Annotated in this window: 29 protein-coding genes; 11 read left to right on the top strand and 18 right to left on the bottom strand. The window is 70.6% G+C overall.

Annotation, left to right across the window (positions count from 1 at the left end; translation table 11 throughout):
- The first annotated feature begins 23 nt into the window (after positions 1–23).
- Complete coding sequence (locus tag BDK92_RS38410; protein ID WP_147457013.1) at positions 24–545, top strand: hypothetical protein; 522 nt, start codon at positions 24–26, stop codon at positions 543–545.
- Positions 546–606: 61 nt separating this feature from the next.
- On the opposite strand, the gene BDK92_RS15040 is transcribed toward BDK92_RS38410, so the two are convergent.
- A complete protein-coding gene (locus BDK92_RS15040) occupies positions 607–1,089 on the bottom strand; it encodes a DUF2231 domain-containing protein (RefSeq protein ID WP_121157287.1) in 483 nt (160 codons plus the stop codon).
- Between the two features lie 208 nt (positions 1,090–1,297).
- Between BDK92_RS15040 and BDK92_RS15045 the strand changes: the two genes are divergently transcribed.
- Positions 1,298–1,723 (top strand): Fur family transcriptional regulator, encoded by a 426-nt coding sequence (locus BDK92_RS15045; protein ID WP_121157288.1) that lies wholly within the window; start codon positions 1,298–1,300, stop codon positions 1,721–1,723.
- 50 nt (positions 1,724–1,773) lie between these two features.
- Here BDK92_RS15045 and BDK92_RS15050 read toward each other — a convergent pair whose 3' ends face one another.
- The 10 genes from BDK92_RS15050 to BDK92_RS15090 all read right to left on the bottom strand — a co-directional run bounded on the left by BDK92_RS15050 (position 1,774) and on the right by BDK92_RS15090 (position 9,757).
- The gene (locus BDK92_RS15050; RefSeq protein ID WP_425462303.1) at positions 1,774–2,640 is read right to left on the bottom strand and encodes a RecB family exonuclease; all 867 of its coding nucleotides are present in this window, start codon (positions 2,638–2,640) and stop codon (positions 1,774–1,776) included.
- A 176-nt stretch (positions 2,641–2,816) separates the two neighbouring features.
- Entirely contained in the window at positions 2,817–3,428 is a 612-nt protein-coding gene (locus BDK92_RS15055) for a MarC family protein (protein WP_121157289.1), read from the bottom strand.
- Between the two features lie 102 nt (positions 3,429–3,530).
- Positions 3,531–4,427, bottom strand: a complete 897-nt coding sequence (locus tag BDK92_RS15060; RefSeq protein ID WP_246017526.1) for a PHP domain-containing protein — start codon at positions 4,425–4,427, stop codon at positions 3,531–3,533.
- A 63-nt stretch (positions 4,428–4,490) separates the two neighbouring features.
- Positions 4,491–5,660 (bottom strand): hypothetical protein, encoded by a 1,170-nt coding sequence (locus BDK92_RS15065; protein ID WP_147457014.1) that lies wholly within the window; start codon positions 5,658–5,660, stop codon positions 4,491–4,493.
- Between the two features lie 5 nt (positions 5,661–5,665).
- Positions 5,666–6,427 carry a SigE family RNA polymerase sigma factor gene (locus BDK92_RS15070; protein WP_121157291.1) on the bottom strand — a complete coding sequence of 254 codons (762 nt, stop codon included), beginning with the start codon at positions 6,425–6,427 and terminating at the stop codon, positions 5,666–5,668.
- Positions 6,428–6,562: 135 nt separating this feature from the next.
- Positions 6,563–7,435: a PH domain-containing protein gene (locus BDK92_RS15075; protein ID WP_121157292.1), complete on the bottom strand. Its 873-nt coding sequence runs from the start codon at positions 7,433–7,435 to the stop codon at positions 6,563–6,565.
- Between the two features lie 6 nt (positions 7,436–7,441).
- On the bottom strand, positions 7,442–7,600 hold the full coding sequence (locus tag BDK92_RS39025; RefSeq protein ID WP_170208591.1) for a hypothetical protein: 159 nt from the start codon (positions 7,598–7,600) through the stop codon (positions 7,442–7,444).
- Positions 7,601–7,722: 122 nt separating this feature from the next.
- Complete coding sequence (locus BDK92_RS15080) at positions 7,723–8,364, bottom strand: DUF6758 family protein (RefSeq protein ID WP_121162158.1); 642 nt, start codon at positions 8,362–8,364, stop codon at positions 7,723–7,725.
- A 158-nt stretch (positions 8,365–8,522) separates the two neighbouring features.
- The gene (locus BDK92_RS15085; protein ID WP_121162160.1) at positions 8,523–9,146 is read right to left on the bottom strand and encodes a TrmH family RNA methyltransferase; all 624 of its coding nucleotides are present in this window, start codon (positions 9,144–9,146) and stop codon (positions 8,523–8,525) included.
- A gap of 50 nt (positions 9,147–9,196) precedes the next feature.
- A complete protein-coding gene (locus BDK92_RS15090; RefSeq protein WP_121157293.1) occupies positions 9,197–9,757 on the bottom strand; it encodes a hypothetical protein in 561 nt (186 codons plus the stop codon).
- Between the two features lie 611 nt (positions 9,758–10,368).
- Here BDK92_RS15090 and trxA point away from each other — a divergent pair.
- Positions 10,369–10,737 (top strand): thioredoxin, encoded by a 369-nt coding sequence (gene trxA / locus BDK92_RS15095; protein WP_121157294.1) that lies wholly within the window; start codon positions 10,369–10,371, stop codon positions 10,735–10,737.
- A 117-nt stretch (positions 10,738–10,854) separates the two neighbouring features.
- Here the strand turns inward: trxA and BDK92_RS15100 are convergent, their stop codons facing one another.
- From BDK92_RS15100 to BDK92_RS15115, 4 genes are all read right to left on the bottom strand, one after another.
- Positions 10,855–11,259 carry a thiol-disulfide oxidoreductase DCC family protein gene (locus tag BDK92_RS15100; RefSeq protein WP_121157295.1) on the bottom strand — a complete coding sequence of 135 codons (405 nt, stop codon included), beginning with the start codon at positions 11,257–11,259 and terminating at the stop codon, positions 10,855–10,857.
- A gap of 67 nt (positions 11,260–11,326) precedes the next feature.
- Positions 11,327–12,130, bottom strand: coding sequence for a sugar phosphate isomerase/epimerase family protein (locus tag BDK92_RS15105; protein ID WP_121157296.1), 804 nt, complete (start codon positions 12,128–12,130; stop codon positions 11,327–11,329).
- Complete coding sequence (locus tag BDK92_RS39680) at positions 12,127–13,296, bottom strand: dihydrodipicolinate synthase family protein (protein ID WP_425462232.1); 1,170 nt, start codon at positions 13,294–13,296, stop codon at positions 12,127–12,129. Before BDK92_RS39680 ends, BDK92_RS15105 begins: the two co-directional genes overlap by 4 nt.
- Entirely contained in the window at positions 13,293–14,471 is a 1,179-nt protein-coding gene (locus BDK92_RS15115) for a Gfo/Idh/MocA family protein (protein WP_121157297.1), read from the bottom strand. The genes BDK92_RS39680 and BDK92_RS15115 overlap by 4 nt, the downstream gene beginning before the upstream one ends.
- Before the next feature lie 162 nt (positions 14,472–14,633).
- Here BDK92_RS15115 and BDK92_RS15120 point away from each other — a divergent pair, with 162 nt between their 5' ends.
- The 5 genes from BDK92_RS15120 to BDK92_RS15140 all read left to right on the top strand — a co-directional run bounded on the left by BDK92_RS15120 (position 14,634) and on the right by BDK92_RS15140 (position 18,559).
- Complete coding sequence (locus BDK92_RS15120; RefSeq protein ID WP_121157298.1) at positions 14,634–15,656, top strand: LacI family DNA-binding transcriptional regulator; 1,023 nt, start codon at positions 14,634–14,636, stop codon at positions 15,654–15,656.
- 76 nt (positions 15,657–15,732) lie between these two features.
- Positions 15,733–16,782, top strand: a complete 1,050-nt coding sequence (locus tag BDK92_RS15125; protein ID WP_121157299.1) for an Rv2578c family radical SAM protein — start codon at positions 15,733–15,735, stop codon at positions 16,780–16,782.
- A 29-nt stretch (positions 16,783–16,811) separates the two neighbouring features.
- Positions 16,812–17,219 carry a CoA-binding protein gene (locus BDK92_RS15130; RefSeq protein ID WP_121157300.1) on the top strand — a complete coding sequence of 136 codons (408 nt, stop codon included), beginning with the start codon at positions 16,812–16,814 and terminating at the stop codon, positions 17,217–17,219.
- Between the two features lie 91 nt (positions 17,220–17,310).
- Positions 17,311–17,991, top strand: a complete 681-nt coding sequence (locus BDK92_RS15135; RefSeq protein WP_121157301.1) for a TetR/AcrR family transcriptional regulator — start codon at positions 17,311–17,313, stop codon at positions 17,989–17,991.
- A gap of 97 nt (positions 17,992–18,088) precedes the next feature.
- The gene (locus BDK92_RS15140; RefSeq protein ID WP_121157302.1) at positions 18,089–18,559 is read left to right on the top strand and encodes a DUF4190 domain-containing protein; all 471 of its coding nucleotides are present in this window, start codon (positions 18,089–18,091) and stop codon (positions 18,557–18,559) included.
- 36 nt (positions 18,560–18,595) lie between these two features.
- Here BDK92_RS15140 and BDK92_RS15145 read toward each other — a convergent pair whose 3' ends face one another.
- Positions 18,596–19,444, bottom strand: coding sequence for an SDR family NAD(P)-dependent oxidoreductase (locus tag BDK92_RS15145; RefSeq protein WP_211349615.1), 849 nt, complete (start codon positions 19,442–19,444; stop codon positions 18,596–18,598).
- Between the two features lie 191 nt (positions 19,445–19,635).
- Between BDK92_RS15145 and BDK92_RS40805 the strand changes: the two genes are divergently transcribed.
- A complete protein-coding gene (locus BDK92_RS40805; RefSeq protein ID WP_121157304.1) occupies positions 19,636–20,331 on the top strand; it encodes a DUF4190 domain-containing protein in 696 nt (231 codons plus the stop codon).
- A 74-nt stretch (positions 20,332–20,405) separates the two neighbouring features.
- On the opposite strand, the gene BDK92_RS15155 is transcribed toward BDK92_RS40805, so the two are convergent.
- On the bottom strand, positions 20,406–21,359 hold the full coding sequence (locus BDK92_RS15155; protein ID WP_121157305.1) for an HpcH/HpaI aldolase/citrate lyase family protein: 954 nt from the start codon (positions 21,357–21,359) through the stop codon (positions 20,406–20,408).
- A gap of 174 nt (positions 21,360–21,533) precedes the next feature.
- On the opposite strand from BDK92_RS15155, the gene BDK92_RS15160 reads away from it, so the two are divergent.
- Positions 21,534–22,331 carry an SDR family NAD(P)-dependent oxidoreductase gene (locus BDK92_RS15160; protein WP_246017528.1) on the top strand — a complete coding sequence of 266 codons (798 nt, stop codon included), beginning with the start codon at positions 21,534–21,536 and terminating at the stop codon, positions 22,329–22,331.
- 307 nt (positions 22,332–22,638) lie between these two features.
- Positions 22,639–23,976 carry a glycoside hydrolase family protein gene (locus BDK92_RS15165; protein ID WP_121157307.1) on the top strand — a complete coding sequence of 446 codons (1,338 nt, stop codon included), beginning with the start codon at positions 22,639–22,641 and terminating at the stop codon, positions 23,974–23,976.
- A 49-nt stretch (positions 23,977–24,025) separates the two neighbouring features.
- Here BDK92_RS15165 and BDK92_RS15170 read toward each other — a convergent pair whose 3' ends face one another.
- Positions 24,026–24,556, bottom strand: a complete 531-nt coding sequence (locus tag BDK92_RS15170) for a pyridoxamine 5'-phosphate oxidase family protein (protein WP_147457015.1) — start codon at positions 24,554–24,556, stop codon at positions 24,026–24,028.
- Between the last annotated feature and the right edge of the window lie 44 nt (positions 24,557–24,600).

The raw sequence follows: 24,600 nt of genomic DNA on the forward strand, positions 1-24,600 counted from the left end.
CGGCTCGGGTAGCGTCGAACGCCGTGACCTCCCCCAGCGACGAAGCCACCGACGACAGCTTCTGGCGCCGCCCGGCCGGACCACCCGAACCGGAACCGCCGACGCCTGGGCCAGCCGCTTCCACGCCGGCCGCGCCGAACCCGCCCGCACCCGGGCCGGTCGTGTTCCCCCCGCCCCTGGCGGTCGAGCCGGGCGCCGGCCAGTCGTGGGCGGCGCAACCCGGCGCTGGCCTGCCCTGGGCTCCGCAGCCCGGCGCCGGCCTGCCCTGGGCGCCGCAGCCCATGGCGGGGCGGAGCCCGGTCGAGGCGACGGGAGGCGCACCGGGCGGCTATCCCGGGCCGCCGCAGGCCGCCGTCCCACCACCGGGCTGGCGTCCCCCGGTGCAGGTCCAGCCCGCCCCGCCGCGCCCGCTACCGGGGCAGGACATACCCGCCGTGGAAGCGGCAGAGGCCAGCGCCCGGACGTTGACGTACGGCGTCGGGCTGATCGCCGGGGCGGTCCTGCTCGTGGTGATGTGCCTGCTCTGCTCCCGGGTGCTCTTCTGACCCCACAGCACGCGGCGGGTCGCCGGCACACCGACCCGCCACCGCCATGACGCCCGATCCGCTACAGGACGCCGCTCCAGACCACGCTCGCTCCTGAGTCACCGGTCAGGTAGACGTAGACGGCGGAGAGCACGCCGAACACGATCACCAGGCCGACGAAGACCGACGAGAGCCAGCCCGGCAGGTTGCGGCTTCGCGCCCGTCCGCTCGTCGAGAAGAGCAGCAGGCCGGCGCTGACGCCCAGCCCGAGGCTGAACCAGAACAACAGGTCGCCGTAGTTCTGGTGCTCGGCGAGCTGGTCGAGAATCTGCGGCGGGTAGCCCTTCGCCCGCAGCACCTCCAGCAGTTCCTCACCGGAGAGCTTGGCGAAGAGGGCCGCGGCGGGCGCCGCCACGGCCAGAGCCGCCACCGCCCAGCCGATCCTCGCCCGGAACCGCGGCAGGACCCCGTAGCCGATCGCGAGCAGCACCAGCAGCGGTACGAACACCACCGCGGCGTGCACCACCAGCGGATGCACGGGGAGGCCCATGATTTCCCTGAACACGACAACCTCCTCAGCGGCTGACCCGCAGGGCGGGTCAGGGTACGGAACATCGATCGGGAACGGTGTCCCCAACAGTCGTACACGATGGCAGAGCCGGTACGGTTCACGTCGGTTCCCAACTCGCCCGTGACCTGGTGCGGGCTGTGCCGCGTACCACCGGGGACAACGATCGTTTGATGGCCCCGCGTATCCGTGCTGTTATTGCGTCATGACGAGCGAGGAGCTGCTCCGGTCGAGGGGCCTGCGGGTCACCCGGCCGCGCCTCGCCGTGCTGGAGGTCCTCGCCGACGGCGGGCACCTCGAGGTCGACGAGATTCTGCGACGGGTCCGCCGCCGCCTCGACTCGGTCTCCACCCAGGCGGTCTACGACGTGCTCGGGGCACTCGCCCGAGCCGGCCTGTCGCGGCGGATCGAGCCGGCCGGGAGCCCGGCCCGGTACGAGGCACGGACCGGCGACAACCATCACCATGTCGTCTGCCGGAGCTGCGGCGAGATCGCCGACGTCGACTGCGTCCACGGGTCGGCGCCCTGCCTGGAGCCGAACAACTCGCACGGGTTCGACGTCGACGAGGCCGAGGTTACCTTCTGGGGGCTTTGCCCGAATTGCCAGCAACGTCGGAGCGGCGACCAGTAACCCGACGGCGGCTGGTGGAGGTGAGCCGCCACGGACGGCATCGGTCGAACCTATTCCGTTGCCGGACTCACCGGCGGCGGGGTGGGGGTCACCGGCAGCAGGGTACGTTCGACCGCCGCCCAGGGCTCCTTCGCCGGCGCTCCGGCTCCCCCCGGGCAGGTACGCCGAAAGTCGCACCAGGCGCAGCCCGGCCCGGGGGCCACCGGGAAAGCCTCGTCCGGGTCGGCTCCGTCGGTGACCGCCCGTTCGGCGGCCATGATGTCGCGCGCGGTGTCCTCCGCCCGGCTCACCTGGCGGGCGATCGACTCGGGGGTGTGGTCGAACGCCGCCACGGTCCCGGTCGGCAGGTGGTGCAGTTCGACCCGGTGGCAGGGACGACGGAAGACCCGCTCGGCCGCGTACGCGTAGAGGGCCAGCGCCTGCGAGCCCCGCGCGTCGTCGACGTCCAGGCCGGTGCGGCCGGTCTTGTAGTCGACGATCGCCAGTTCCGGGCCGTTCGGGCCGGTACGGGCGTCGATCCGGTCAGCCCTGCCGTTGAACGCCAGCACGGCGGTCTTCACCGCGACCACCCGCTCCACCCCGAGTGGGTCGACACCCGGTTCGAGCGTCTCCACATAGGACTCCAGCCACTGCAGGGCGCGGCGGTACGCCGTCCGCTCCTGCTCGCCGTCCCGGTATCCCTCGCCGACCCAGGTGCCCTTGAGCAGCACCGGCAGGGCCTCCGGGCGACGCTTCGCCTCGGGCAACGCGTACCAGTTGCGCAGCGCGGTGTGCACGCTCGCGCCGAGCGAGTTGTGCGCCCAGGGCGGGCCCTTGACCGGGGTCGGCCGGTCGACGTAGGAGTAGCGGTAGCGGCGGGGGCAGTCGGTGTAACTGCCGAGCTTGCTGGGGGTGCAGACAAAGAGCCGTTCCGGCATCCCCTCGAAGCCCAACTGCTCCGGCTGGTCGCCGCGGGGACGTGGGGTCCGGCCGCCAGAGGAGGTCGGCCTGCCGGAGGAGCTGGATCTGCGCACGTAGCAGATCCTGCCACCCGCCACCGACACTCCGGTCGATACCCGCCGCGCCGCCCGTCAGGACATCGCGGCGCGCTGGCTCAGCCCTGCTGGAAGACCTTGACGAAGGCGCTCACCGCGTCCGCGATGAGCTGCACCGCGATCGCGGCGAGCAGCAGACCCGCGATGCGGGTCAGGACCTCGATGCCACTGGGCCGGAGCACCCGGACGATGCCACCGGAGAAGCGCAGCGTGAGCCAGACGGCGACCATGACCGCGACGATGCCGACCGCGATCGCCGACTGGTCGGCGAACCCGTCGGCTCCCTGGACGAAAAGCATGGTCGCGACGATCGCACCCGGCCCGGCGAGCAGCGGGGTGCCGAGCGGCACCAGCGCGATGTTCGACGTGGTCTGCTGACCCGGGTCGTCGGCCTTGCCGGTGAGCAACTCCAACGCGACCAGGACCAGCAGCAGCCCACCGGCGCCCTGGAGGGCGGGGAGAGACACGTGCAGGTATCCGAGAATGCTCTGGCCGGCGACCGCGAAGACCACGATCACTCCGAGCGCGAGGGTCACCGCCTGCCGCGCCGCCCGGTTCCGCTCACGGGCCGCCAGCGGCCCGGTCAGGGCCAGGAAGATCGGCACCATACCCGGCGGGTCCATGATGACCAGCAGGGTGACGAACACCTCCACGAAGAGTTTGAGATCCACCCGATCACGGTAGTTGGCCGGCCGCGTTATCCCACGTCGTTGTGCGCGAGGCCACCAGCGGCACCCGGTCGATCTGGATGAATCGGCCGGCGGGGGCGTCGATCAGGGCGCGACGACCGGCGGTACGCCCGTCGCCGCCGCCACGATCCGCTCGTACGACGCGACCGAGGTGGTGAAGGCGCCCAGTCGTACGGTCTTGTGCTCGCCATGGAAGTCCGACGAACCGGTCACCGTCAGTCCGAGCTCGGCGGCGAGCCGCCGGACGTGCTCCCGTTCGGCCGGTGAGTGGTCCTCGTGGTCGGCCTCCAGCCCGGCGAGTCCGGCGGCGGCCATCTCGACGATCAACGCGTCGGGGACCACCGGCCCACGTCGGCTCGCCCGGGGGTGGGCGAAGACCGGCACCCCGCCCGCCTCGCGGACCAGCCGGATCGCGTGGAAGACGTCCAGGTCCTCCTTTGGCGCGTGGTACCGCCAGCCGAGCCACCTCGGCTCGAACGCCTCGTTGGTGGTACGCACCAGTCCGGCCCGGATCAGCGCCTGCGCGATGTGCGGTCGACCGACCGTGCCGCCGGCCGCCCGCGCCTGGATGTCGGCCCAGTCCACGTCGATCCCGTCGGCGCGCAACGAGTCCACGATCCGTTCGGCCCGAACCTCGCGGGCGGCCCGGATCCGGGCCAGCTCGCTGACCAGTTCCGGCGCCTCCGGGTCGAACAGGTAGGCGAGCAGGTGCAGGGCGATCGACGGCTGGACGCCGTACCAGCGGCAGGAGAGTTCCGCGCCGCGTACCAGGGTCAGTCCGGGTGGCAGTGCCGCGACCGCGGGCGCCCAGCCGGCGGTGGTGTCGTGATCTGTGATCGCCACCACGTCGAGACCGGCCTCGGCGGCCGACCGCACGAGTTCGACCGGACTGAGCGTGCCGTCACTGGCGGTCGAGTGGGCGTGCAGGTCGATCCGGGTGTCCGGACCGGGAACGGGCAGCGGGTTCGGTACGGACGGGATCACTGGTACGAGGGTACCGGCCGACCGGAAGCTCCTGGTCAGCCGGCCGATCGGCCAGCGGGGTCAGCCGGCCGGCTGGTTCGAGGTGAGTTTTGGTACGAACTGCCACTGCGCGGTCACGCCGCTCGGCAGCGGCACCACCTTCTCGGTGCCGTCGACACCGCAACGGACCACACCCCGGTCGTCGGCGGCGAGCAGAGTGCGTTCGTCGGCCCAGGCGGGTGCGACGGTGGTACGGATCGGGCAGAGCACCGTCCGGTCCTGCCCGGCCAGCGCCTGGGTGAGGTCGACCAGCCGTACGTCCTCGGCCCGGTGTTCGGCGACCCAGCCGCCGTCGGGGGTGATCCGTCCTCCGGTGGTGTCGAGTTTCGGGTCCAGCACGCAGGTGCCGGTCCTGGCCACCACGAGGCCGGTGTCGCTCGCCTGGAGTTCGGCCAGGCAGGGCCGCTGTGCGGGGCCGGTCCCGGGTACGAGCCCGATCAGGGTCTTGCCCTGTGGCGACCCGTACACCGCCGTGATCTTGTTGTTCCAGTTCGCCTGGTAGACGCGGTTCTGGGTGACCAGGTCGAAGCCCCGGGACTCCTCCGTGATCACCACCTGCTGACCGAGGAAGGCGACCGGGGAGATGCCCGCCGGCACCGGTGTCATGGTGCGTACAGCCAGACCGCTGGAGCTGACCCGGGCCACGTAGAGCACGGTGTCGATGACGAAGGCGAGTTGGTCCCCGCCGGGGCTCAGCACCCAGCGGTCGTCGTTCCCGCGCAGCGAGATCGAAGTGCCGTCGGGGCGCATGAACCGGATACCGGCGGTGCCGCCGTAGATCCAACCGGTGGGCACCCGGTAGATCTGGGAGACCGTGCCGACCCCGGTCAAGGGCAGCGTCCGGCCGTCCATGGTCCAGAGTCGGTTGCCGGCCCAGAGGTCGAGGCCGATGCCGGTGTCGACGGTGGGTTGCGGCTCGACCGCCGGGTTGGTGGGCGTCGACTCCGGTTGACCGTTGAAGGCGATCGCCGAACCCTCCCGGCCTCCGTTGCCCGGTATCGAGACCTCACGCAGCGAGACGATCCCGCCGACGGTGACCACCAGGGCCAGCGCCGCGGCCACCGAGGAGGCGGCGGCCCGGCGGCGGCGGGCGGCCCGGCCACGGCGGATCGCGGCCGAAGCCGGGTCGTTGATCAGCGGCGGCGACTCGACCCGTTCGCTGAACATGCTCCGCAGCGAGTCCTCAAGCATGATCATCAACCTTCGGCCCCGGTCGACCGGACGGCGGGCGCCACGGCGGGGACCGTGGTCACCGGCAGCCGGGCCGGCGTGGCGCGCGGCGCGGCCGGGACCCGACGGGGTGCCGGTGCCGGTACGGGGGCGCGGGCCCCGGCCGGTCGGGGGGAAGGCTCGCCGCCCGGCAGTCCGGCGCCGGTCGGGCGGGCCGTGGCGGGCGGGCTGGTCCTCGGGCCGGCCGGCGCCGCTGCGCCGTCGGTACGCGCGACCAGCTCCGCCTCGGTGCCGGGCTCCGCGCCGAGCCGGCGGCGCAGCGTGTTGAGTGCCCGGAAGGTCTGACTCTTGACGGTGCCGGGCGAAATGTTGAGCATCGCAGCGGTCTGGGCTTCGGTCATGTCCTCGTAGAACCGGAGCACCAGGACGGCGCGTTGCCGTGCCGGTAGCGTCCGGAGATGCCGCCAGAGCGCGTCCCGCTCCAGTTGCTCCTCGATCTGGTCCGGGGCCGGCCGTTCGGGCAGCACCTCGGTGGGGCGCTCGCCGTGCCAGCGTCGACGCCACCAACTGGTCGCGGTGTTGACCAGCACCCGTCGGGCGTACGGCTCGACCGCCTCGATCTCACCGAGGCGCTTCCAGGCCAGGTACGTCTTGGTCAGCGCGGTCTGGAGCAGGTCCTCGGCCGTCGCCCAGTCTCCGGCGAGCAGATAGGCGGTACGCAGCAGCGCGGCGGAGCGGGCCGCGACGAACTCGCGGAACTCCTCTTCCAGGTTTTCCCTGGCCGCCACCTGTTGCCTCCCCCGACGCAGCACCAACCGTCAGGTTGACACAGGTAGTGCCCCGGAGTCGACGGCGAACGGGTGCGGTCTCCTCCGATTTTCGGATGAAAAGTCCGCACCCGTCACCACATGCCTACACGTCTATTACGCTCCGTCGTCAGCCTTGGCCTCGTCGGCTTCCTTGCCGAGCCGCGCCTCGACTGCCTGCGGCTCGTACATCTCCTCAACCACGCGCAGGTAGAGCTCGTTCGGGTTGGGGAGGTACTTGACCTCACGCAGTGCCTGGTCCTGACCGGCCGACTCCAGCACGAAGGTGCCGTAGTTGAGCGTCCTGCCGAGCGGGGACTGCTCGTACTTCATGTCGGTGACCCGGGCCAGCGGCATCATCGCGACCCGCCGGGTGATGATGCCGTTGACCACCATCACCCGCTTGTTGGTCAGGATGAACCGGTCGAAGAACCAGTCCGCGACCTTCCACGCCACATAACCCATCACGCCGAGCCAGATCAGGACCGCCACGGTGGTGAGCCCGGCGATCTGCTGCCCGGCGAGGAAGCCGGAGAGGTAGCCGAGCACGAAGGTGGCGGCAAGCCCGATCAGGATCGGGGTGGCCAGGTAGACCTTGTGCCGCTTCCACTCGCCCCGGTACCGCTCGGTGGGGAAGAGATAACGCGCCACCAGGGCGGTCGGCTCGTCCTCCAGCGGCAGCACCCGACGCGGCCCGAGCGGCATGCCCGACGCGTCGACCCGCAGACCGGCGAGCTCCTCCTCGGAGATCTCCGGTGGCCGGTACTCCGCCTCCGGGTCCCGCTCCCAGCTCCGGCCGGAACGGGACTCGTCGTCGTAACCGGCGCCGTCCGGGTAGGGCGGCCCGTCCGGATAGGACGGTGCACCGGGATAGGGAGAGGCGTCTTCGGGGCCGTCGGGGCGGGCCCGAGGTATCGGCTCGGTGTCCCGCTCCCGACGCCAGCGCTCGGCGTCGTCAGGATCAGGGGGTGGCCCGGACGGATTGCCCATCGCCGGCTACGCGAAGAGGCTGGCGAAGAAGTCGCTGAAGCCCTGCGCGATGTCCATGACGCCGCCGCCCAACGACTTGAAGACGTCGGCGGCCGAGTCCGGCCGGAACGCGATGAAGAAAATTAGGAAGGCGATTCCGCCCCAGGTGAGGACCTTCTTGACCATGACGGGCCATCCCCTCGATCGCGCGCCGTGTGGCGTACCGCAGCAGTACGTAGCGTATCAGCCAGGTGTCTTACCGTGAATTCCAAGTTTGTGCCATTTTCGAACCTGTCCGAGATGGTCAGTCAGACCAGACCGTGCAGGTACGGCGACGGCGCTCCGTACACCAGCTCGGGCGGCAACCACTCGGTCAAGTCGTGTAGCACGACATCTTCCGCGAGGAGGTAGCCCGCGCTCGACGGCCAGGTTATCGCATATAACCACCGTCCCCGAGCTTCGCCGACGTACGCGCTGCGGTCTGTCGGGGATTTGACCGACCAAAGTGGAGTGGGGTGACCAGCCGCCCTGACCTTGGCGTGTGCCGGGTTCTCGGCGTGTCCGGGCAGCTCAACGGTCATCACGTCGGCGAGTAGCGCGCCGGGGTCCGGACCGGGGATGCCGGCGAACCGGGTGCCGAGACCGACGCCGGGCTCCTCGGCGACCAGGATGAGGTCGGCGGGTCCGCCGCCGAGCGGCGCCGGGCCGCTGCACGCCACGGCGGTGGCTCGCACACCCGTACGATCGTCGCCCGCCCAGGCCGCGCCGGTCATCACCCATCCGGGTGGCAGCGGCCAGAGACACCAGAGCGGCATCGCCGAGCCGGCGGCCGGCTGCGGCGGGTCGTTGATCAGCGCGGTGGCGACCTCCAGCATTCCCGGCCCGACCCGCTCCGCCACGCGCAGCGGTGGCACCGGGCCACAGTCCGGGCACCGCCATTCGGAGTGCATCAGGTCCGGTGGTGCCACCGCACCGCCACACCTAGGACAACTCACCGCAAGAGTCACACGAACTACAGTCCCCGGCACAGCACCCCGGAGTCAAGCGAACCGGCCTTTTCGGTCAACTTGCCTCGGCTCACTACTCACCCGGACGGGTCGGACAGGGGTTATCCGGGTGGCGGACCGGCATGCTCCCGGATCCAGGCGTGCATGGCGATGCCGCTGGCCACCCCCGCGTTGATCGAGCGGGTCGAGCCGTACTGGGCGATGGAGAAGAGTTGGTCGCAGGCGGCACGGGCCGGATCGGACAAGCCCGGCCCCTCCTGACCGAAGAGCAGTACGCACCGCGCCGGGAGCGTGACCGTTTCGAGCGGGCGGGCTCCGGGCAGGTTGTCGATCCCGATGACCACGAGATCGGCCTGGCGGGCCCAGCCGACGAAGCCCTCGATCGTCTCGTGGTGGCGTACGTGCTGGTACCGGTCGGTCACCATGGCGCCGCGCCGGTTCCACCGCCGCCGTCCGACCACGTGCACCTCGGCGGCGAGGAAGGCGTTCGCGTTCCGGACCACCGTGCCGATGTTGAAGTCGTGCTGCCAGTTCTCGATCGCCACGTGGAACGAGTGCCGGCGCTGGTCCAGGTCGGCGACGACGGCCTCCTGTCGCCAGTACCGGTAGCGGTCCACCACGTTGCGCCGGTCGCCGTGCGCGAGCAGTTCCGGGTCGTAGTGCGGGTCCGTGGGGAACTCTCCAGGCCAGGGGCCGACCCCGACCTCCTCGTCCGCGCCCCCCACGACCTCAGCCTCCACGATCTGCAGAGGGTACGGGCCGACCGGGCGGCGACTCAGCGCAGGCCCAGGGCCGTACCGAGCCGGCCGAGAAAGCCCCCGTCGATCCCGGGCACCCACTCGCCGGAGGTGCCGAGGTGCGCGTCCACCGGGTGCGCCGCCCGGCGTACCCGGGCCGCCACCGACTGCACCCACTGTCGGTACGCGGCCGAGTCGGCCGGGTCCGCCCGATCGGCGAGCACCTCGACCGCGGCCTGACAGGAGAGGAGCAGCCCGGCGAGCCGGTCTCGCCGGCCGGCGTGCGGGCCACCGTCGAACGGACCGTTGTCCGGCTGGACGTCCAGCGGGGTGTTGTCGGGCTCGGCGTAGATGGCGACCACCACGGCGCGGACCAGGTCGCTGTCGAACGCACGCCCGGCGGCGATGCCCTCCAGCCCGGCCAGTCCCTCGAGCACCGCGTGGCGCGGGCTCGCCGGCTCGGGCGAGGTGGCCGCCACCAGCACCCGGCCCGGGAGCCGGATGAGCAGCTTCCACTCGTCGGTGGAGTAGGCCACGGTCGGCGCCCGCCCAGCGGGTCGACCGGAGTACGGCGACTCACCCGAGGCGTAGTGGCTCATGGGGGACCTCCCGGCGCCAGCATATGACCGCTCGGGGTGGGCGGCAGAGGTCTTGCCCGAGAGATTCGACCGCACCGGCACCGGTGGACAGGAAGCCGGTGGGCAGAGTGGGGCCCCGGATCAGACTCGGGGCCGGACGCAATGAGCGGCGGGGCCCTCCCCGGCACCCGCCGCCCACGCTCTGATGAGAAGGATTCTGCCCGATGACGCCGGGACACAGAAGAGTCGGAACAGAGACAGAGGTCACAGTTATGTTTTTGAAACATTACTTAACGTGAGAGTTGATGTTGCGGTAACTCATGGTCATTCTGGAAATTCGCCCTCGTGAATAGCGTGATCGTCAGATCACCGCAGGTCGCCAGCCGTGGCGAGATGGAAGCGCTCCCGTTACGTACCGTGTTCGTTTAATTTTCTTAACATTAGGGCCGACGAGACCGCGCCAGACCGACGGTCGTCAATCCGCCACTACCCTGCCCTGACCGGGCCGACTCCCGGCCGGAGCAGGGTGACTCTGGCCACCCTGGGCGTTTCGGGGTGGGGGTACGGGGAATTCCACAGGCGGTGGACAGGTTCTTGCCTGCGTAGGTCTCAACCCATGAACGGAGAGTTCAATGGCTACCGTTGAGCTGACTTCAGCCAACTTCGACGAGGTGACGAGTTCGGAGGGCACCGTTCTGGTGGACTTCTGGGCGGACTGGTGTGGCCCCTGTAAGCGGTTCGCCCCCGTCTACGAGAAGCTGTCCGAGCAGCACCCGGAGATCGTCTTCGGCAAGGTCGACACCGAGGCCCAGCAGGACATCGCCGCGAAGTTCGAGATCCGCTCGATCCCGACCATCATGGCCGTCCGCGACGGCGTGATCGTCTTCTCGCAGCCCGGCGCGCTCCCGGAGAGCGCCCTCCAGTCCCTGATCGACCAGGTCCAGCAGCTCGACATGGATGACGTGCGCAAGCAGCTCGCCAGCCACTCGCACGAGCACTGACGACGCCGAGCCCGACACGGGCCCGCTATGCGCGTACCGACCGTTGCCGGCCGGGCACCCCACGGGTGTCCGGCCGGTGTCGTATCCGGCCGGGTGCCGGCGACCGCCGGACGCGGATCACCTCGGGGTGGGTCCGTAACGCTGCTCACGAACCGCCTGGGGCAGCGAGCAGGCGGCCGTGCCACCCGGCATGCGGTGCCGGTTGCGGGCCACCCAGCGGTACGTCGGCCAGGCGAGCGCCCGGACCGGAGGCAACCGGAGCACCCGACCGAGCACCCGCCACACCGGCCGGCTGTCACCGAGCAGCCGGGCGATCGCGTCCGGGCCCGCCGCCCGGGTGCCGTCCGTACCGACCCACTGCACGGCGGCGTCGCACTCCGCCACGGTCAGGCCGAGTGCGTCGATGTCGGTGAACTGCCAGGGCACCACCCGCGCCCGGGTCGGGATACGCCGACCGACGAACTCCGCGCAGGTGGTGCAGAACGCACAGTCGCCGTCGTACACGAAGATGGGCCGGTCCATCTCCTCATCCTCCCCTGCCCCGCCGGATCGGACCAGGGCAACCCCGGCTGCCTCGATTACCGGACCGCTACAACACGTGGGTCCGGTAACCCGCGAGCGTCGCGTCCAGCACCTCACGGCCCGGCCGCGCCCACACGTCGGCGTGGAAGACCTCGACCTCGATCGGCCCGGTGAAACCGGTCGCGTCCACCGCCTCCCGGAACCGGCGCAGCTCCACACACCCCTCGCCGGGCAGACCACGCCCGAGCAGCACCCCCTCCGGCAGCGGGGTGACCCAGTCGGCGACCTGGAAACAGGCGATCCGCCGCTCCCGGCCGGCCCGCTCGATCTGCGCCCAGACCTGGTCGTCCCACCAGACGTGGTACGTGTCGACCACCACGCCGACCGCCTCGACCGGATGCGGCGCGGCCAGGTCCAGCGCCTGCCCCAGACTGGCGACCACGCAGCGGTCGGAGCAGAACATCGGGTGCAGCGGCTCGATCGCCAACCGGACCCCGGCGGCGAGCGCGTACGGCACCAGCGCGCCGATCGACTCGGTCACGCGCGCACGGGCGGCGTCCAGGTCCCGGCTGCCCGGCGGCAGGCCGCCGGAGACCAGCACCAGCACCGGGGCGCCGAGCGTCGCCGCCTCGTCGATCGCGCGCCGGTTCTCGTCGTACCAGTCCGGGGTGTGGAAGAAACCACCACGGCACAGTGAGGTCACCGCGAGCCCGGCCTCCCGGACCAGCGCGGCGGTCTTCTCCACGCCGTAGTCCCGGGTCTCCTCACGCCAGAGGCCCACCTGGGTCACCCCGGCGTCGACACAGCCCGCGACCAGTTCCGGGATCGGCCAGTACTTCGTGGTCGCCTGGTTCAGCGAGAAGCGGTTCACTGGGGCACCCCCACGGTGGTCAGCCAGGCCCTTGCCCGGTGGGCGGCAAGGCCGGCGTCGGGCAGCAGGCCGGCGGCGTCGGCGAGCCGGAAGAGTTCGATCAGGTGCCGGGGAGACCGTCCGGAGTGGAGCCCACCGACCATGGTGAAGTGCTCCTGGTGGCCGGCGAGCCAGGCCAGGAAGACGATTCCGGTCTTGTAGTAGTAGGTCGGCGTACCGAATATGTGCCGGGCCAGCGGCACCGTCGGCGCGAAGAGCCGGTGGTAACCGTCAAGATCACCCTGGTCCAGCGCGCGCAGCGCGGCGGCGGCGACCGGGGCGATCGCCGCGAAGACCCCCAGCAGGGCGTCCGAGTAGTCGGCTCCGGGACTGGTGGCGGAGGTGTCGCCCTGGATCAGACTCGGGTAGTTGAAGTCGTCGCCGGTGTAGAGCCGGACCCCGGCCGGCAGCCGACGACGCAACGCCACCTCGAAGTCGGCGTCCAGCAGCGAGACCTTGATCCCGTCGATCCGGTCCGCGTGCGCGGCGATCAGCTCCAGCACGGTCTCGGTCGCCGCCGCCGGATCGGAGCTGCCCCAGTAACCGGTCAGCGCCGGGTCGAACATGGCACCGAGCCAGTGCAGGACGACCGGGGCGTCCGCCTGCCGCAGCAGCTCGTCGTAGACGCTGAGGTAGTCGTCCGGCCCCTGTGCGGTGGCGGCGAGCTGACGACTGCACATCAGCACCGGTCGCGCGCCGGCGGCCTGGACGTGGTCCAGCTGCTCGGCGTACGCCTTGCGTACGTCGTCCAGGTGCACCGGACCGTCGGGCAGCTGGTCGGTGGCGACTCCCGCGACGATCCGGCCACCGACCGCGCGGGCCTCGGCGGCACTGCGCCGGATCAGCTCACGGGTGGTCTGGTAGTCCAGCCCCATCCCCCGCTGTGCGGTGTCCATCGCCTCGGCCACGCCGAAACCGTGCGACCAGAGGTGGTGCCGGAAGGCCAGGGTGGCGGACCAGTCGAGTTCGGCGGGGGCGCCGGGGCCGTTCTCGGCGGTCGGGTCGGCCACCACGTGCGCGGCCGCGTACGCGACCCGTGCGGTGAAGCGTGGGCCGGGCGCGACGAACTCCCGCCCGGCGCCGGTGAAGGTGAACCGGCCGCCGGGCAGCAGGACCGAGTCGCTCACTTCGACGGCTCGGCTTGCAGTTCGGGGATCTCGATCCGCCGGCCCTCGCGGGCGGAGCGGAGCCCCAGCTCGGCGAGTTGGACGCCGCGCGCACCGGCCCAGAGGTCCCAGCTGTACGGCTCGTCCTCCACGACGTGCCGCAGGAACAGCTCCCACTGTGCCTTGAAGCCGTTGTCGAACTCCTCGTTGTCCGGCACCACCTGCCACTGTGACCGGAAGTCCTCGGTCGCCGGCAGGTCGGGGTTCCACACCGGCTTCGGCGTGGTCGACCGGTGCTGGATGCGGCAGTTGCGCAGCCCGGCGACGGCGCTGCCCTCGGTGCCGTCGACCTGGAACTCGACCAGTTCGTCGCGGTAGACCCGAACCCCCCAGGATGAGTTGATCTGGGCCACGATCGGGCTGGACTGGCCGGCCCGGTCGATTTCGAAGATGCCGTACGCGGCGTCGTCGGCGGTCGCCTCGTACGGCTCGCCGGCCTCGTCCCAGCGGGTCGGGATGAGCGTGCTGACGTGTGCCGTCACGGCGTTCACCTGGCCGAAGATCTGCTCCAGCACGTAGTGCCAGTGCGGGAACATGTCCACCACGATGCCGCCGCCGTCGGCCGCCCGGTAGTTCCAGGACGGACGCTGCGCCGGCTGCCAGTCGCCTTCGAAGACCCAGTAGCCGAACTCGCCACGGATGGAGAGGATCCGGCCGAAGAAGCCGCCCCGGACCAGCCGGTCGAGCTTGCGCAGACCGGGCAGGAAGAGCTTGTCCTGTACGACGCCGTGCTTGATGCCGGCGGCGTCGGCGAGCCGGGCCAGTTCGACCGCGCCGGAGAGGTCCTCGGCGGTCGGCTTCTCGGTGTAGATGTGCTTGCCGGCCTCGATCGCCAGCCGCAGCGCCTTCTCCCGTTGCGCGGTGACCTGGGAGTCGAAGTAGATCTGGACGTCGGGGCGGGCCAGTCCCGCGTTCAGGTCCGTGGTCCACTCGGTCAGGCCGTGCCGGTCGGCGATCTCGCGGAGTTTGGTCTCGCTGCGGCCGACCAGCACCAGTTCCGGCCAGAGCCGGGTGCCGTCGCGCAGTGGCAGGCCGCCCTGTTCGCGGATCGCGAGCAGCGAACGGACGAGGTGCTGGCGGTAGCCCATCCGGCCGGTCACGCCGTTGAGCACGATCCCGATAGTGGTACGGGCCATGCGGTCGCCTCCTCAGGCTGTCACGGTCGATCCAGGTAAGCGCTTTCCCGCGCACGTTACTGGTCTGCACCCGGATTCGGCAAGGGCTTTCCTCGCCCGCGTACCCGCGCGCGCTATCCTCACCTGCAGCCGGCTCAGGGCGGTCGGGGAGAGGTCGGATCGATGGCCACCTTGGCAGATGTGGCGCGCCGGGCGGGAGTCTCCCCCGCGACCGCGTCCCGAATCATCAACGGCAGCGCGAAGCCGGTGACCGACGCGTTGCGGGAGCGGGTGTTGGCGGCGGTCGAGGAACTCCAGTACGTCCCGAACGCCCACGCCCAACTACTCGCCCGCAACCACCGCTCCGCCGTCGGCGTCATCGTCCACGACGTCTCCGACCCCTACTTCGCCGAAATCACCCGCGGCCTGCAACGCGTCGCCACCGAACACGGCCGACTCGTCATCATCTGCAACACCTACCGCGACCCCGACAAAGAACTCGAATACGTCGAACTCCTCCGCGCCCACCAAGCCGCCGCCATCATCCTCGCCGGCAGCGGCCACCACAACGAAACCTTCACCCACACCCTCGACGCCAAACTCCGCGTCTACCAAGCCACCGGCGGCCACATCGCCGTCATCGGCCGCCACGAACACACCGGCCACGCCGTCATCCCCGCCAACGAAACCGGCGGCTACCTCATCGGCACCGAACTCTACGCACTCGGCCACACCCACCTCGGCGTCATCGCCGGCCCCAAACACCTCACCACCACCACCGACCGCCTCACCGGCCTACGCCACGCCGCCCGCGACCACGGCCACAAACTCCCCACCCGCCACATCGCCTACGCCAACTTCGACCGCGACAGCGGCGCCACCGCCACCGCCCACCTCCTCGACACCCAACCCCACCTCACCGCCATCGCCGCCCTCAACGACACCATGGCCATCGGCGCCCTCGCCCTGCTGCGCACCCGAGGCATCAAAGTCCCCGAACAGATCAGCGTCACCGGCTTCGACGACATGCCCATCGCCCGCGACGTCACCCCCACCCTCACCACCGTCCGCCTCCCCCTCGCCGACATGGGCGCCCGCGCCATGACCCTCGCCCTCCAGGAGCCCGACCCGGCCAACCACCACCAGGTCGAGCACGTGCCGGCGGAACTCATCCGCAGGGAGAGCACCGCGCCACCCGCGCGGTAGCCGGAGAAAGACCCAGCAGGGCGAATCGGCCCGGCGGACTTGCGCCAACACTCGAACATGTGTTCGGATCAGGGTCATGCGCTGGGAAAACCTTTCCTTCGCCGCGGTCGGGGCCGGGGCGGCCGAAGCGTCAGCGCCGGCGGCACCACCCTTGCCGCTGGCACTGCCCGACGCGGTCGCCCGGACCTTCGACACCCCCGGCTTCGCCGGGATGACCTTCTACGAGGTGCGCGCGAAGTCGATCATCAATCGGGTTCCCGGCGCCTCCCGCGTGCCGTTCGAGTGGACGATCAACCCGTACCGGGGCTGCTCACACAGTTGCGTCTACTGCTTCGCCCGGAACACCCACACCTATCTCGACCTCGACGCGGGGCAGGACTTCGACCGCAGGGTGGTCGTGAAGGTCAACGCCGGTGAACTGGTCCGGCGCGAGCTGGCCGCGCCGAAGTGGCGCGGCGACCACGTGGCGATGGGCACCAACGTCGACTGCTACCAGCGGGCCGAGGGCAAGTACCAGCTGATGCCGCAGATCCTGGCCGCGCTGCGCGACTTCGCCAACCCGTTCTCGATCCTCACCAAGGGCACCCTGCTGCTGCGGGACCTGCCCCTGCTGCGGCAGGCCGCTGCGGTGACCCGGGTCGGCATCTCGTACTCGGTGGGATTCGTCCACGAGGAGCTGTGGCGCTCGGTCGAGCCGGGAACCCCCAGCCCACGGCGCCGGTTGGACGCGATCAGACAACTGACCGACGCCGGCTTCCGGGTCGGCGTGCTGATGGCCCCGATCCTGCCCGGCCTCACCGACACCGACGACTCGATCGAGGCGACCGTCTCCGCGCTCGCCGCCGCCGGAGCGGCGAGCGTGACGCCGATCCCGCTGCATCTGCGTCCCGGTGCCCGCCAGTGGTACGCGAGCTGGCTGGCCCGGGAGCATCCGGCCCTGCTGCCCCGCTACCGCGAGCTGTACGGCAACGGCTCCTACCTGCCCCAGAGCTACCAGCGGGAGATCGTCGCCCGGGTCCGGATGGCGGCCCGCCGGCACGGTCTGCTCCGCTCCGAACCGGGCGATACCCGACAGGTGCCGACGGCGGCGGTGCCCGCTCCGGCCGAACAGCTCACCCTGCTCTGACCGGGTGCCGGCGGAGCTAGAGTCGGCGGGTGCGAGATGCCCGACAGATCCTGGTGGACGCCAAGGTGATCGCCGTGGTCGGCGCCGCCCGCGATCCACGGAAGGCGGCCCACCAGGTGCCACTCCAGATGCAGGGGTACGGCTGGCGGATCATTCCGGTCAACCCGGTCGCCGACGAGCTCTTCGGTGAGAAGGTCTACCGGTCGCTGGCCGACATTCCGCATCCGGTCGACCTGGTCGACATCTTCCGCCCCGCCCGGGACGCGGTCGAGGTGGTCCGGGCGGCGATCGCGATCGGCGCCCCGGCGGTCTGGTTGCAGCTCGGCATCGTGTCGGCCGAGGCGCGGAAACTGGCCGAGGAGGCCGGCATCGACTACGTCGAGGACCGCTGCCTGGTGATCGAACGGGCGAACGGCAACCTGAGTCAGCTCCCCTGATCCGGTTACTGCCCCGTACCGCACCGTCAACCCCTTTCCTGGTCGCGGCAGCGTGCGGCCGGGGCAGATGTCTACGTAGTAAACTTGTCCGATGGTTGGCACCCGGCGGGAGACCGCGACACACCGTGGGCTCGACCCCGACAAGATCGTGGCGAGTGCACTGGCCGTCGCCGACGCCGAGGGACTGGGGGCGGTGACCATCCGACGCCTGGCCCAGCAGCACGACGTCACCCCGATGGCCCTCTACCGGCACTTCCGGGACAAGGACGAACTACTGGACGCGATCGCCGACCGGTTGCTCTCCGCCGTCGCACTGCCCGAACCGGACGACCGGCCGTGGCACGAGCAGACCCGGGACGTACTCGCCGCCTTTCTCGCCGCCCTGCGTCCCCACCCGAACGTCGCCCAGCTCACCCTCGCCCGGATCCTCACCTCGGCACCCGGGCTCGCCCTGGCCGAGCGGACCCTGGCGCTGCTGCACCAGGCCGGATACCAGACCGACCAGGCGGCCCGGATCGGCCGCCAGGTCCTCTGCTCGTTGATCACCCTGGTCAGCAACGAACCGGGCGTCGGGCAGCACGGTGACGCCGAAGCCCGTGAGGACGCCGTACGCGCCGAGACGGCCGGCCTCGCCGCGCTGCCGCCGCGTCGCTACCCCCACGTGGTCGCCGCCGCCGGCGCGCTCACCTCCGTCGACCGTCAGGAGGACTACTACCGGCTCGGTCTCGATCTCGCCGTCGCCGGCCTGCGCGGGGTGTCGCCGGCCGCCTGAGGCGTCACCCGTCCTCGTCGGCGGCCGGTCAGTCGACTCATCCGCCGTCCACGGCTTCCCTGGTCAAGTAGCGTCCGGGACGAGGAGGGCGACAGGTATGAGCTACCCACCACCAGGCGAGGACCCCGATCCCCACCAGCAACCACCGCAGTACGGCCCACCCGAGCAGTACGGCCCACCCGAGCAGTACGGCCCACCCGAGCAGTACGGCCAGTACGGCCAGCAGCCCGGGCAGTACGGGTACTACGGCCAACCGGGCCAGTACGGGCAGCCGGGCCAGTACGGGCAGCCGCCCGGCGGTTATCCACCCGGTTACGGCCCGCCGACCGGGACCAACGTACTGGCGATCCTGTCGCTGGTCTTCGCATTCGTCTTCGCGCCGGCCGGCATCGTCCTCGGGCACATCGCCCGCCGGCAGATCAGGCAGAGCGGTGAACAGGGCAACAGCCTGGCCACCGCCGGACTGATACTCAGCTACCTCTTCACCGCGTTCTACCTGATCTTCTGCTGCGGCTGGTTGGCGTTGGGCATCTGGGGCGGCGACGACTTCGGCGGCGGCTCCTACTGAACCGCCCCGGACCGCGCCGACCGACCGGTGCACCGCCTACCGGAACTGCGCCTCCCGCACGCTGTTGCCACCGTCGACGACGAGCATCTGCCCGGTGATGTACGAGGCCGCCGGGGAGCAGAGGAAGGTGATCGCCGCGGCAACCTCGTCCGGGGTGCCGGGGCGACCGACCGGCGTACCCAGGCCCTGCTTGAGTTCGGCCATGGTGGATGCGGCGGTGTAGATCGTGCCCGGCGCGACCGCGTTGACCGTGACGCCGTCGGCCACCATCTCCATCGCGAGCGCCCGGGTCAGCCCCACCACACCGGCCTTCGCCGCGGCGTAGGCCGCCTCGGTCGGCAACGCGTTCACCGGTCCGGCGGTCGCGGAGAGGTTCACGATCCGACCCCAGCCCCGCTCGGCCATGCCACCGATGAAGGCACGGCTGCACAGGAAGGCGGTGGTCAGGTTGCGCTCGATCTCACCGTGCCACTCGTCGTAGCTGAGCTGGGCCACCGGACGCAGCACCTCCGGGCTCGCCCGGCTGGCCAGACCGGCGTTGTTAACCAGCACCTCGACCTCACCGAGCTGCTCGGCGATGGCGTCGGCGAGCGCGCCCACCTCGGCCTCGTCGGTCAGGTCGGCGACAAACCCGGTCGCCCCCAGCTCGGTGGCCCGGTCGTGGATCCGGCGGGTGGTCGAAACAATCGCCACCCGTGCCCCCAGGTCACGCAACCGGCGAGCGGTGGCGTAGCCGATGCCGTCCGCGCTGCCCGCACCGGTGACCAACGCGACCCGCCCGTCGAGCCGGAGCGTGACGGGTTCGGAGTCGGGCAGGGAGGTCGGCTCGTCGGAGTCGTCGGCCGGGCCGGCGCCCGGCGGGAGAGTCCGGGAACGGCGAGCCAGTGCGGAGCGCGAAGCGTCCCGCCGAGGTCGGCTGCCGGCACGTTCACCGGCGCGCGCGTCGAATGCCATGCCGCGATCCTGCCCGGTCCCGTCAATCCGGGCAACGCGGCACCCCCTGCGACACGGGGCGGATGTCGGTGGCGATCTCCGACTACCCTGACGGCGCATCCCTGCGTAGACGGAGAGACCTGATGAGCGACCCCCAGCAGCCCGGCGGCTGGAACGCCCCGCCCGGAAGCGGCCCGCAACCGGAGAGCCCGCAGAGTCCGGCCCCCCAACCCCCGGCCGGCACATCCGAACCGACCGCGTACGTGAACCCGCCGGCGTACCCGGACCCGACCGCCTACCAGAACCCGGCGGCGTACCAGGATCCGACGGCGTACCAGAACCCGGCGGGGTACCAGGCCCCGCCGGCGTACCAGACCCCGCCGGCCTACCAGGCTCCGCCGGCGTACCAGGCCCCGGCCGGCACCCCGGACCCGAACGCCTACCAATACCCGGCGGGTGCCGTCGATCCGGCGGCCCAGCAGTACCAGCCGGGATATCCCGCTCCGGGCTACCCCGCACCTGGCTACGGCTACACCGCACCGCAGCAGCAGCAGAACGGGATGGCGGTCGCCTCGCTGGTCGTCTCCATCGTCGGTGTACTCGGGCTCTGCGGCTACGGCCTCGGCGGTTACCTGGGCATCGTCGGCGCGATCCTCGGCCACGTGGCCAAGCGGCAGATCCGCGAGCGTGGCGAGAGCGGCGGCGGTTTGGCGACCGCTGGCATCATCACCGGTTGGATCGCGGCCGGGATCGCCGTACTCGCCACCGCGGCGATCATCATCTTCTTCGCCGTCCTCGCGAACAACCCGGACGCCTTCGACTCCTCGTACTCGTACTGACCGAGGGCTGTGGCCGCGCGCCGATCCGACCGGCCGGTGGGAGCACCACCGGGCCGGCCGGTCGAGCGGTCAGCTCACTCCGGTCGCTCGAACGCCGAGGTACGACGCAGTCCGGCGGCCCGCCCCTTCGCGGCCACCACCAGCGCGAGCTTGCGTGACGCCTCGTCGATCATCTCGTCGCCGAGCATCACCGCACCACGCTGCCCGCCCTCCGCCGAGGTGTAGTACTCGTACGCGTCGAGGATGAGCTCGGCGTGGTCGTAGTCCTGCTGGGACGGTGCGTATATCTCGTTCGCGGCGTCGATCTGACCGGGATGCAGCACCCACTTGCCGTCGAAGCCGAGGACGGCCGAACGCCGGGCCGACTCGCGGAAGCCATCGACGTCACGGATCTGCAGGAACGGCCCGTCGATCGCCTGCTTGTCGTACGCGCGGGCGGCCATCAGCAGTCGCATCAGGATGTAGTGGTACGGGTCACCGGGGTAGCCCGGGATGAGCGCACCGACCACCATCGACCTCATGTTGATCGAGGCCATGAAGTCGGCCGGCCCGAAAATGATCGTCTCGACCCGGGGCGAGGCGGCGGCGATGGCGTCGACGTTGACCAGCCCGGCGGCGTTCTCTATCTGGGCCTCGATGCCGATGCCGCCGACCGGCAACCCGAGGGCACGTTCGATCTGAGTGAGCGTGAGGTCCAGCCACTCGACGTGGCTGGCGCTCTGCACCTTCGGCAGCATCAGGCAGTCCAGGTTGGCGCCCGCCCCCTCCACCACGTCGACCACGTCCCGGTACGTCCACGGCGTGGTCAGGTCGTTCACCCGTACGGCACGGATTTTGCCGGCCCAGTCCCCCTCGTTCAGGGCGGCGACGACGTTCTTGCGCGCCGCGGGCTTGGCCAGTGGCGCGACGGCGTCCTCCAGGTCCAGGAACACCTGGTCGGCCGGGAGCCCCTGGGCCTTGCCGAGCATCTTCACGCTCGATCCGGGCACCGCGAGGCAGGACCGACGGGGACGGCCCGCTGTGCTCATCGAGAGGCTCCTTTTCCGCATCCGGCCCAGCTCCGGCCGGCTCAAACGATCACGACGGTCTTTGTGACCACACGGTAACCTCGCGCCATGACTGGCGATAACCGACCTGCGGAAGATGTTCCGGGTGTGACATCGCCCTCGCCGGCCGCCTCCGGCCGCCGGTCCGGGCTACGGGTGGTGGTCACCGGCGCGACCTCGGGCATCGGCCTCGCCGCCGCCACCGAGCTTGCCCGGCGGGGAGACGAGGTCGTCCTGGTCGGACGGGACCCGGTGCGCCTGGCCGCCGCCATCGACCAGGTGTACGACGCGAGCGGACTGCGGCCGGCCGGTTTCCGAGCCGACTTCGCCGTACTCGACGACGTCCGGCGGCTTGCCGGCGAGCTACGGGCCGCGTACGACCGAATCGACGTGTTGGCGAACAACGCGGGTGCGGCGAGTCTCCAGCCGGTGACCACGGTGGACGGCTTCGAGCTGACCATGCAGGCGAACCATCTGGCACCGTTCCTGCTGAACGTGCTGCTGCGGGACCGGCTGGACCGGATCGTGACCACCGCCTCCGGCGCGCACCGGTGGGGCGCGCTCGATCCGGACGACCTCTCCGCCAGCCTGCGTGACTACCGCCCGGCCCGCGCGTACGGCACCAGCAAGCAGGCGAACATTCTGATCACCGCCGAGGCCGCCCGACGGTGGCCGGCGCCGCTGGCGGTCTCGTACCACCCGGGCATGGTGCGTACCCGGTTCGCCAACGAGAGTTCGCTGGTGGCCTTCTGGATGAAACGGGCGTGGTTCATGCGTACGCCGGCCAAGGGTGCGGAGACCCTGGTGTGGCTCACCCACCTGGCCCCGGAGGCGTTGACGAACGGGGGCTACTACGCCGACCGCGAGCTGCGTGAACCCTTGCCGCGCGCCGCCGACCCGGTGCTGGCCGCCCGGCTGTGGCAGGCGAGCGAGCGGGCGGTCGGACTGGGCTGAGCCGAGTCAGCGCCCGCACCATCGCCGCAAATTGACGGATTCAACTGCTTTGTCGGCAGTCACGGTGATGAATGCCGTTATCTGTCGATAATCCGTCAGAACGGATATAGTAACCGGCACACTACGAAGAGTAGTATTCGCGTAGAAGCGGCTAGTAGCTTCCGGGGCGGCAGGGCCCTCGATCATGCACCTTGTGAACCGACCTGGATTGTTGACTCGGCACTGTCGCCAGCAACCGAGGTGGGCTACCTAGGCAGGACGGGCAGCGCAGCCGCGCCGTGCGCCGCCCACTCCCAAGGGCGAAGCTATGAACAACACCGATCTGCACCCATCGGGCGACCCCCAAACACCAGACGATCCCCGCTCACGTGGCACCAGTCGTACCCGACTCATCGCCGCCACCAGCGCCGTCGGACTCGCCGCGATCGCCGGCACCGGGTACGCGATCATCGCGAACTCGGGCGCGGATCCGCTGGTCCTCAACACACCGAACGCGGTCATCGCCGGTCAGACGTTCGACCGTCCGATCGAGATCGCCGCGGACAACGTCACTCTGCAACGGGTGACCATCCGCACCGGCGGTAGTGCGGCCATCCGGATCCGCCCCGGCGTATCCGGTGCCACCATCACCGACACCGAAATCCACTGCACCGACAACAAGACGGACGGCATCGTTCCCGGCGACTACGCGGCTACCCGGGTGACCGTGCACGACTGCCGCCGAGCGTTCGTGCAGGACGCCACCACACCGGCCACCATTGTGGACTCCGAGCAGAACGGCGAGGCCTATTCGCCGGACGTACCGGGAGGGGTGCTCGTCGCCCCGACCCCGACCGACCTCGGCCCGGAAGGTCCGTTACCGAGCCCACCCCGCGCGCCGACTGCCGTCCCGCCCACCCCGATCACCTACTGGCCCGGCCCGACCAACACCGGGGTGCCGGCCGGCACGATCCTCACCAACTCGGGCTCACTCGACCTCCGCATCGCCGGTCAGGTGCTCACCAACCTGAACATCGTCGGCTGCGTCACGGTCCGGGCCAGCAACGTCGTCATCCGCAAGTCGCGGATCACCTGCAACAGCCCGACGTACTCGATCCGGGTTTACGACACGGCAACCAACCTGCTGGTCGAGGATGTCGAGATCAACGGCGGCGGACGAAACTCGGCCTCGGTCTGCTGCAGCAACTACACCCTGCGCCGAGCGAACATCTGGAACATGGTCGACGGCCCCCGGCTCAGCACCAGGAGCACCGTCGTCGACTCCTGGATCCACGACCTCGCCCGGGTGCCGAACTCACACAACGACGCCCTGCAGACCACCGGCGGCAGCAACATCATCGTCCGGCACAACCGGCTGGAGCCGTACAAGGCGAGCACCAACGACCCGCACAACGCCTGCATCATGATCGGTTCGACCACCGCTGACTCGGTCCGCAACCTCACCTTCGAGAACAACTACTGCAACGGTGGCAACTACTCCGTCGGCGTACGGGACGACCTGGTCGCCTCGAACATCGTTTTCAAGAACAACAAGTTCGGCCGCAACTACCGGTACGGCGTCATCGCCCGCCCCAACCAGACCGGCATCCTCTGGGAGCGGGCGACGAACGTCTGGTTCGACAACGGCCTCCCGGTAGTGCCGTAGCCGGCGCTTGAGCGGTCTGCCCCACCCACGCCCACCCGGGGCGGACCGCTCAGGCAGTACGCGCGGCGGCCCGGACATGCTGGGACTCGTTCGGAAAACGTCGCTCGTCGAAGAGCACCCACTCGGTCACCGCCACCTCGTAGAGCCGACTGGGGGTCTCGTGCCGAGCGAGCCGGTCCGGGTCGATCGCGACCTCGGCGCCCGGCCAGCGCTCCAGGAAGGCCCGCGCGGCGGCGGGTACAGCGGCCTGCGGCACTGCCCGTACGGTGCCGGTGAAGGTCACCCCGCGTACCGTACCGGCCCGCACGTCCGGCGGCACGGCGATGATGCTGCCACCGACCCGGCCGCCACCCGGCCCCTGGGCGCCGTGGCCACCGACCTGGTGCCCGTCACCACCACGCCAGTGGTCGTGCCGGGCGACGAAGCGGAGCAGGTCCGGGTCGAAGCACGGGTCGTACCAGAGGTTGCCCACCATCGGGGAGCCGTCGGCCCGGACGCTCGCCAACTGCATCAACCGCCCGGCACGGACGTACTCCTCCAGCAACTCCCGGTCACCCGGCATCGCAACGGCCCCCTTCACCGGCCAGATCGGCGACGACCTGCGGGTACGCCGCCGCCAGCACA

This window comes from Micromonospora pisi, from assembly GCF_003633685.1.
Classification (GTDB): domain Bacteria; phylum Actinomycetota; class Actinomycetes; order Mycobacteriales; family Micromonosporaceae; genus Micromonospora_G; species Micromonospora_G pisi.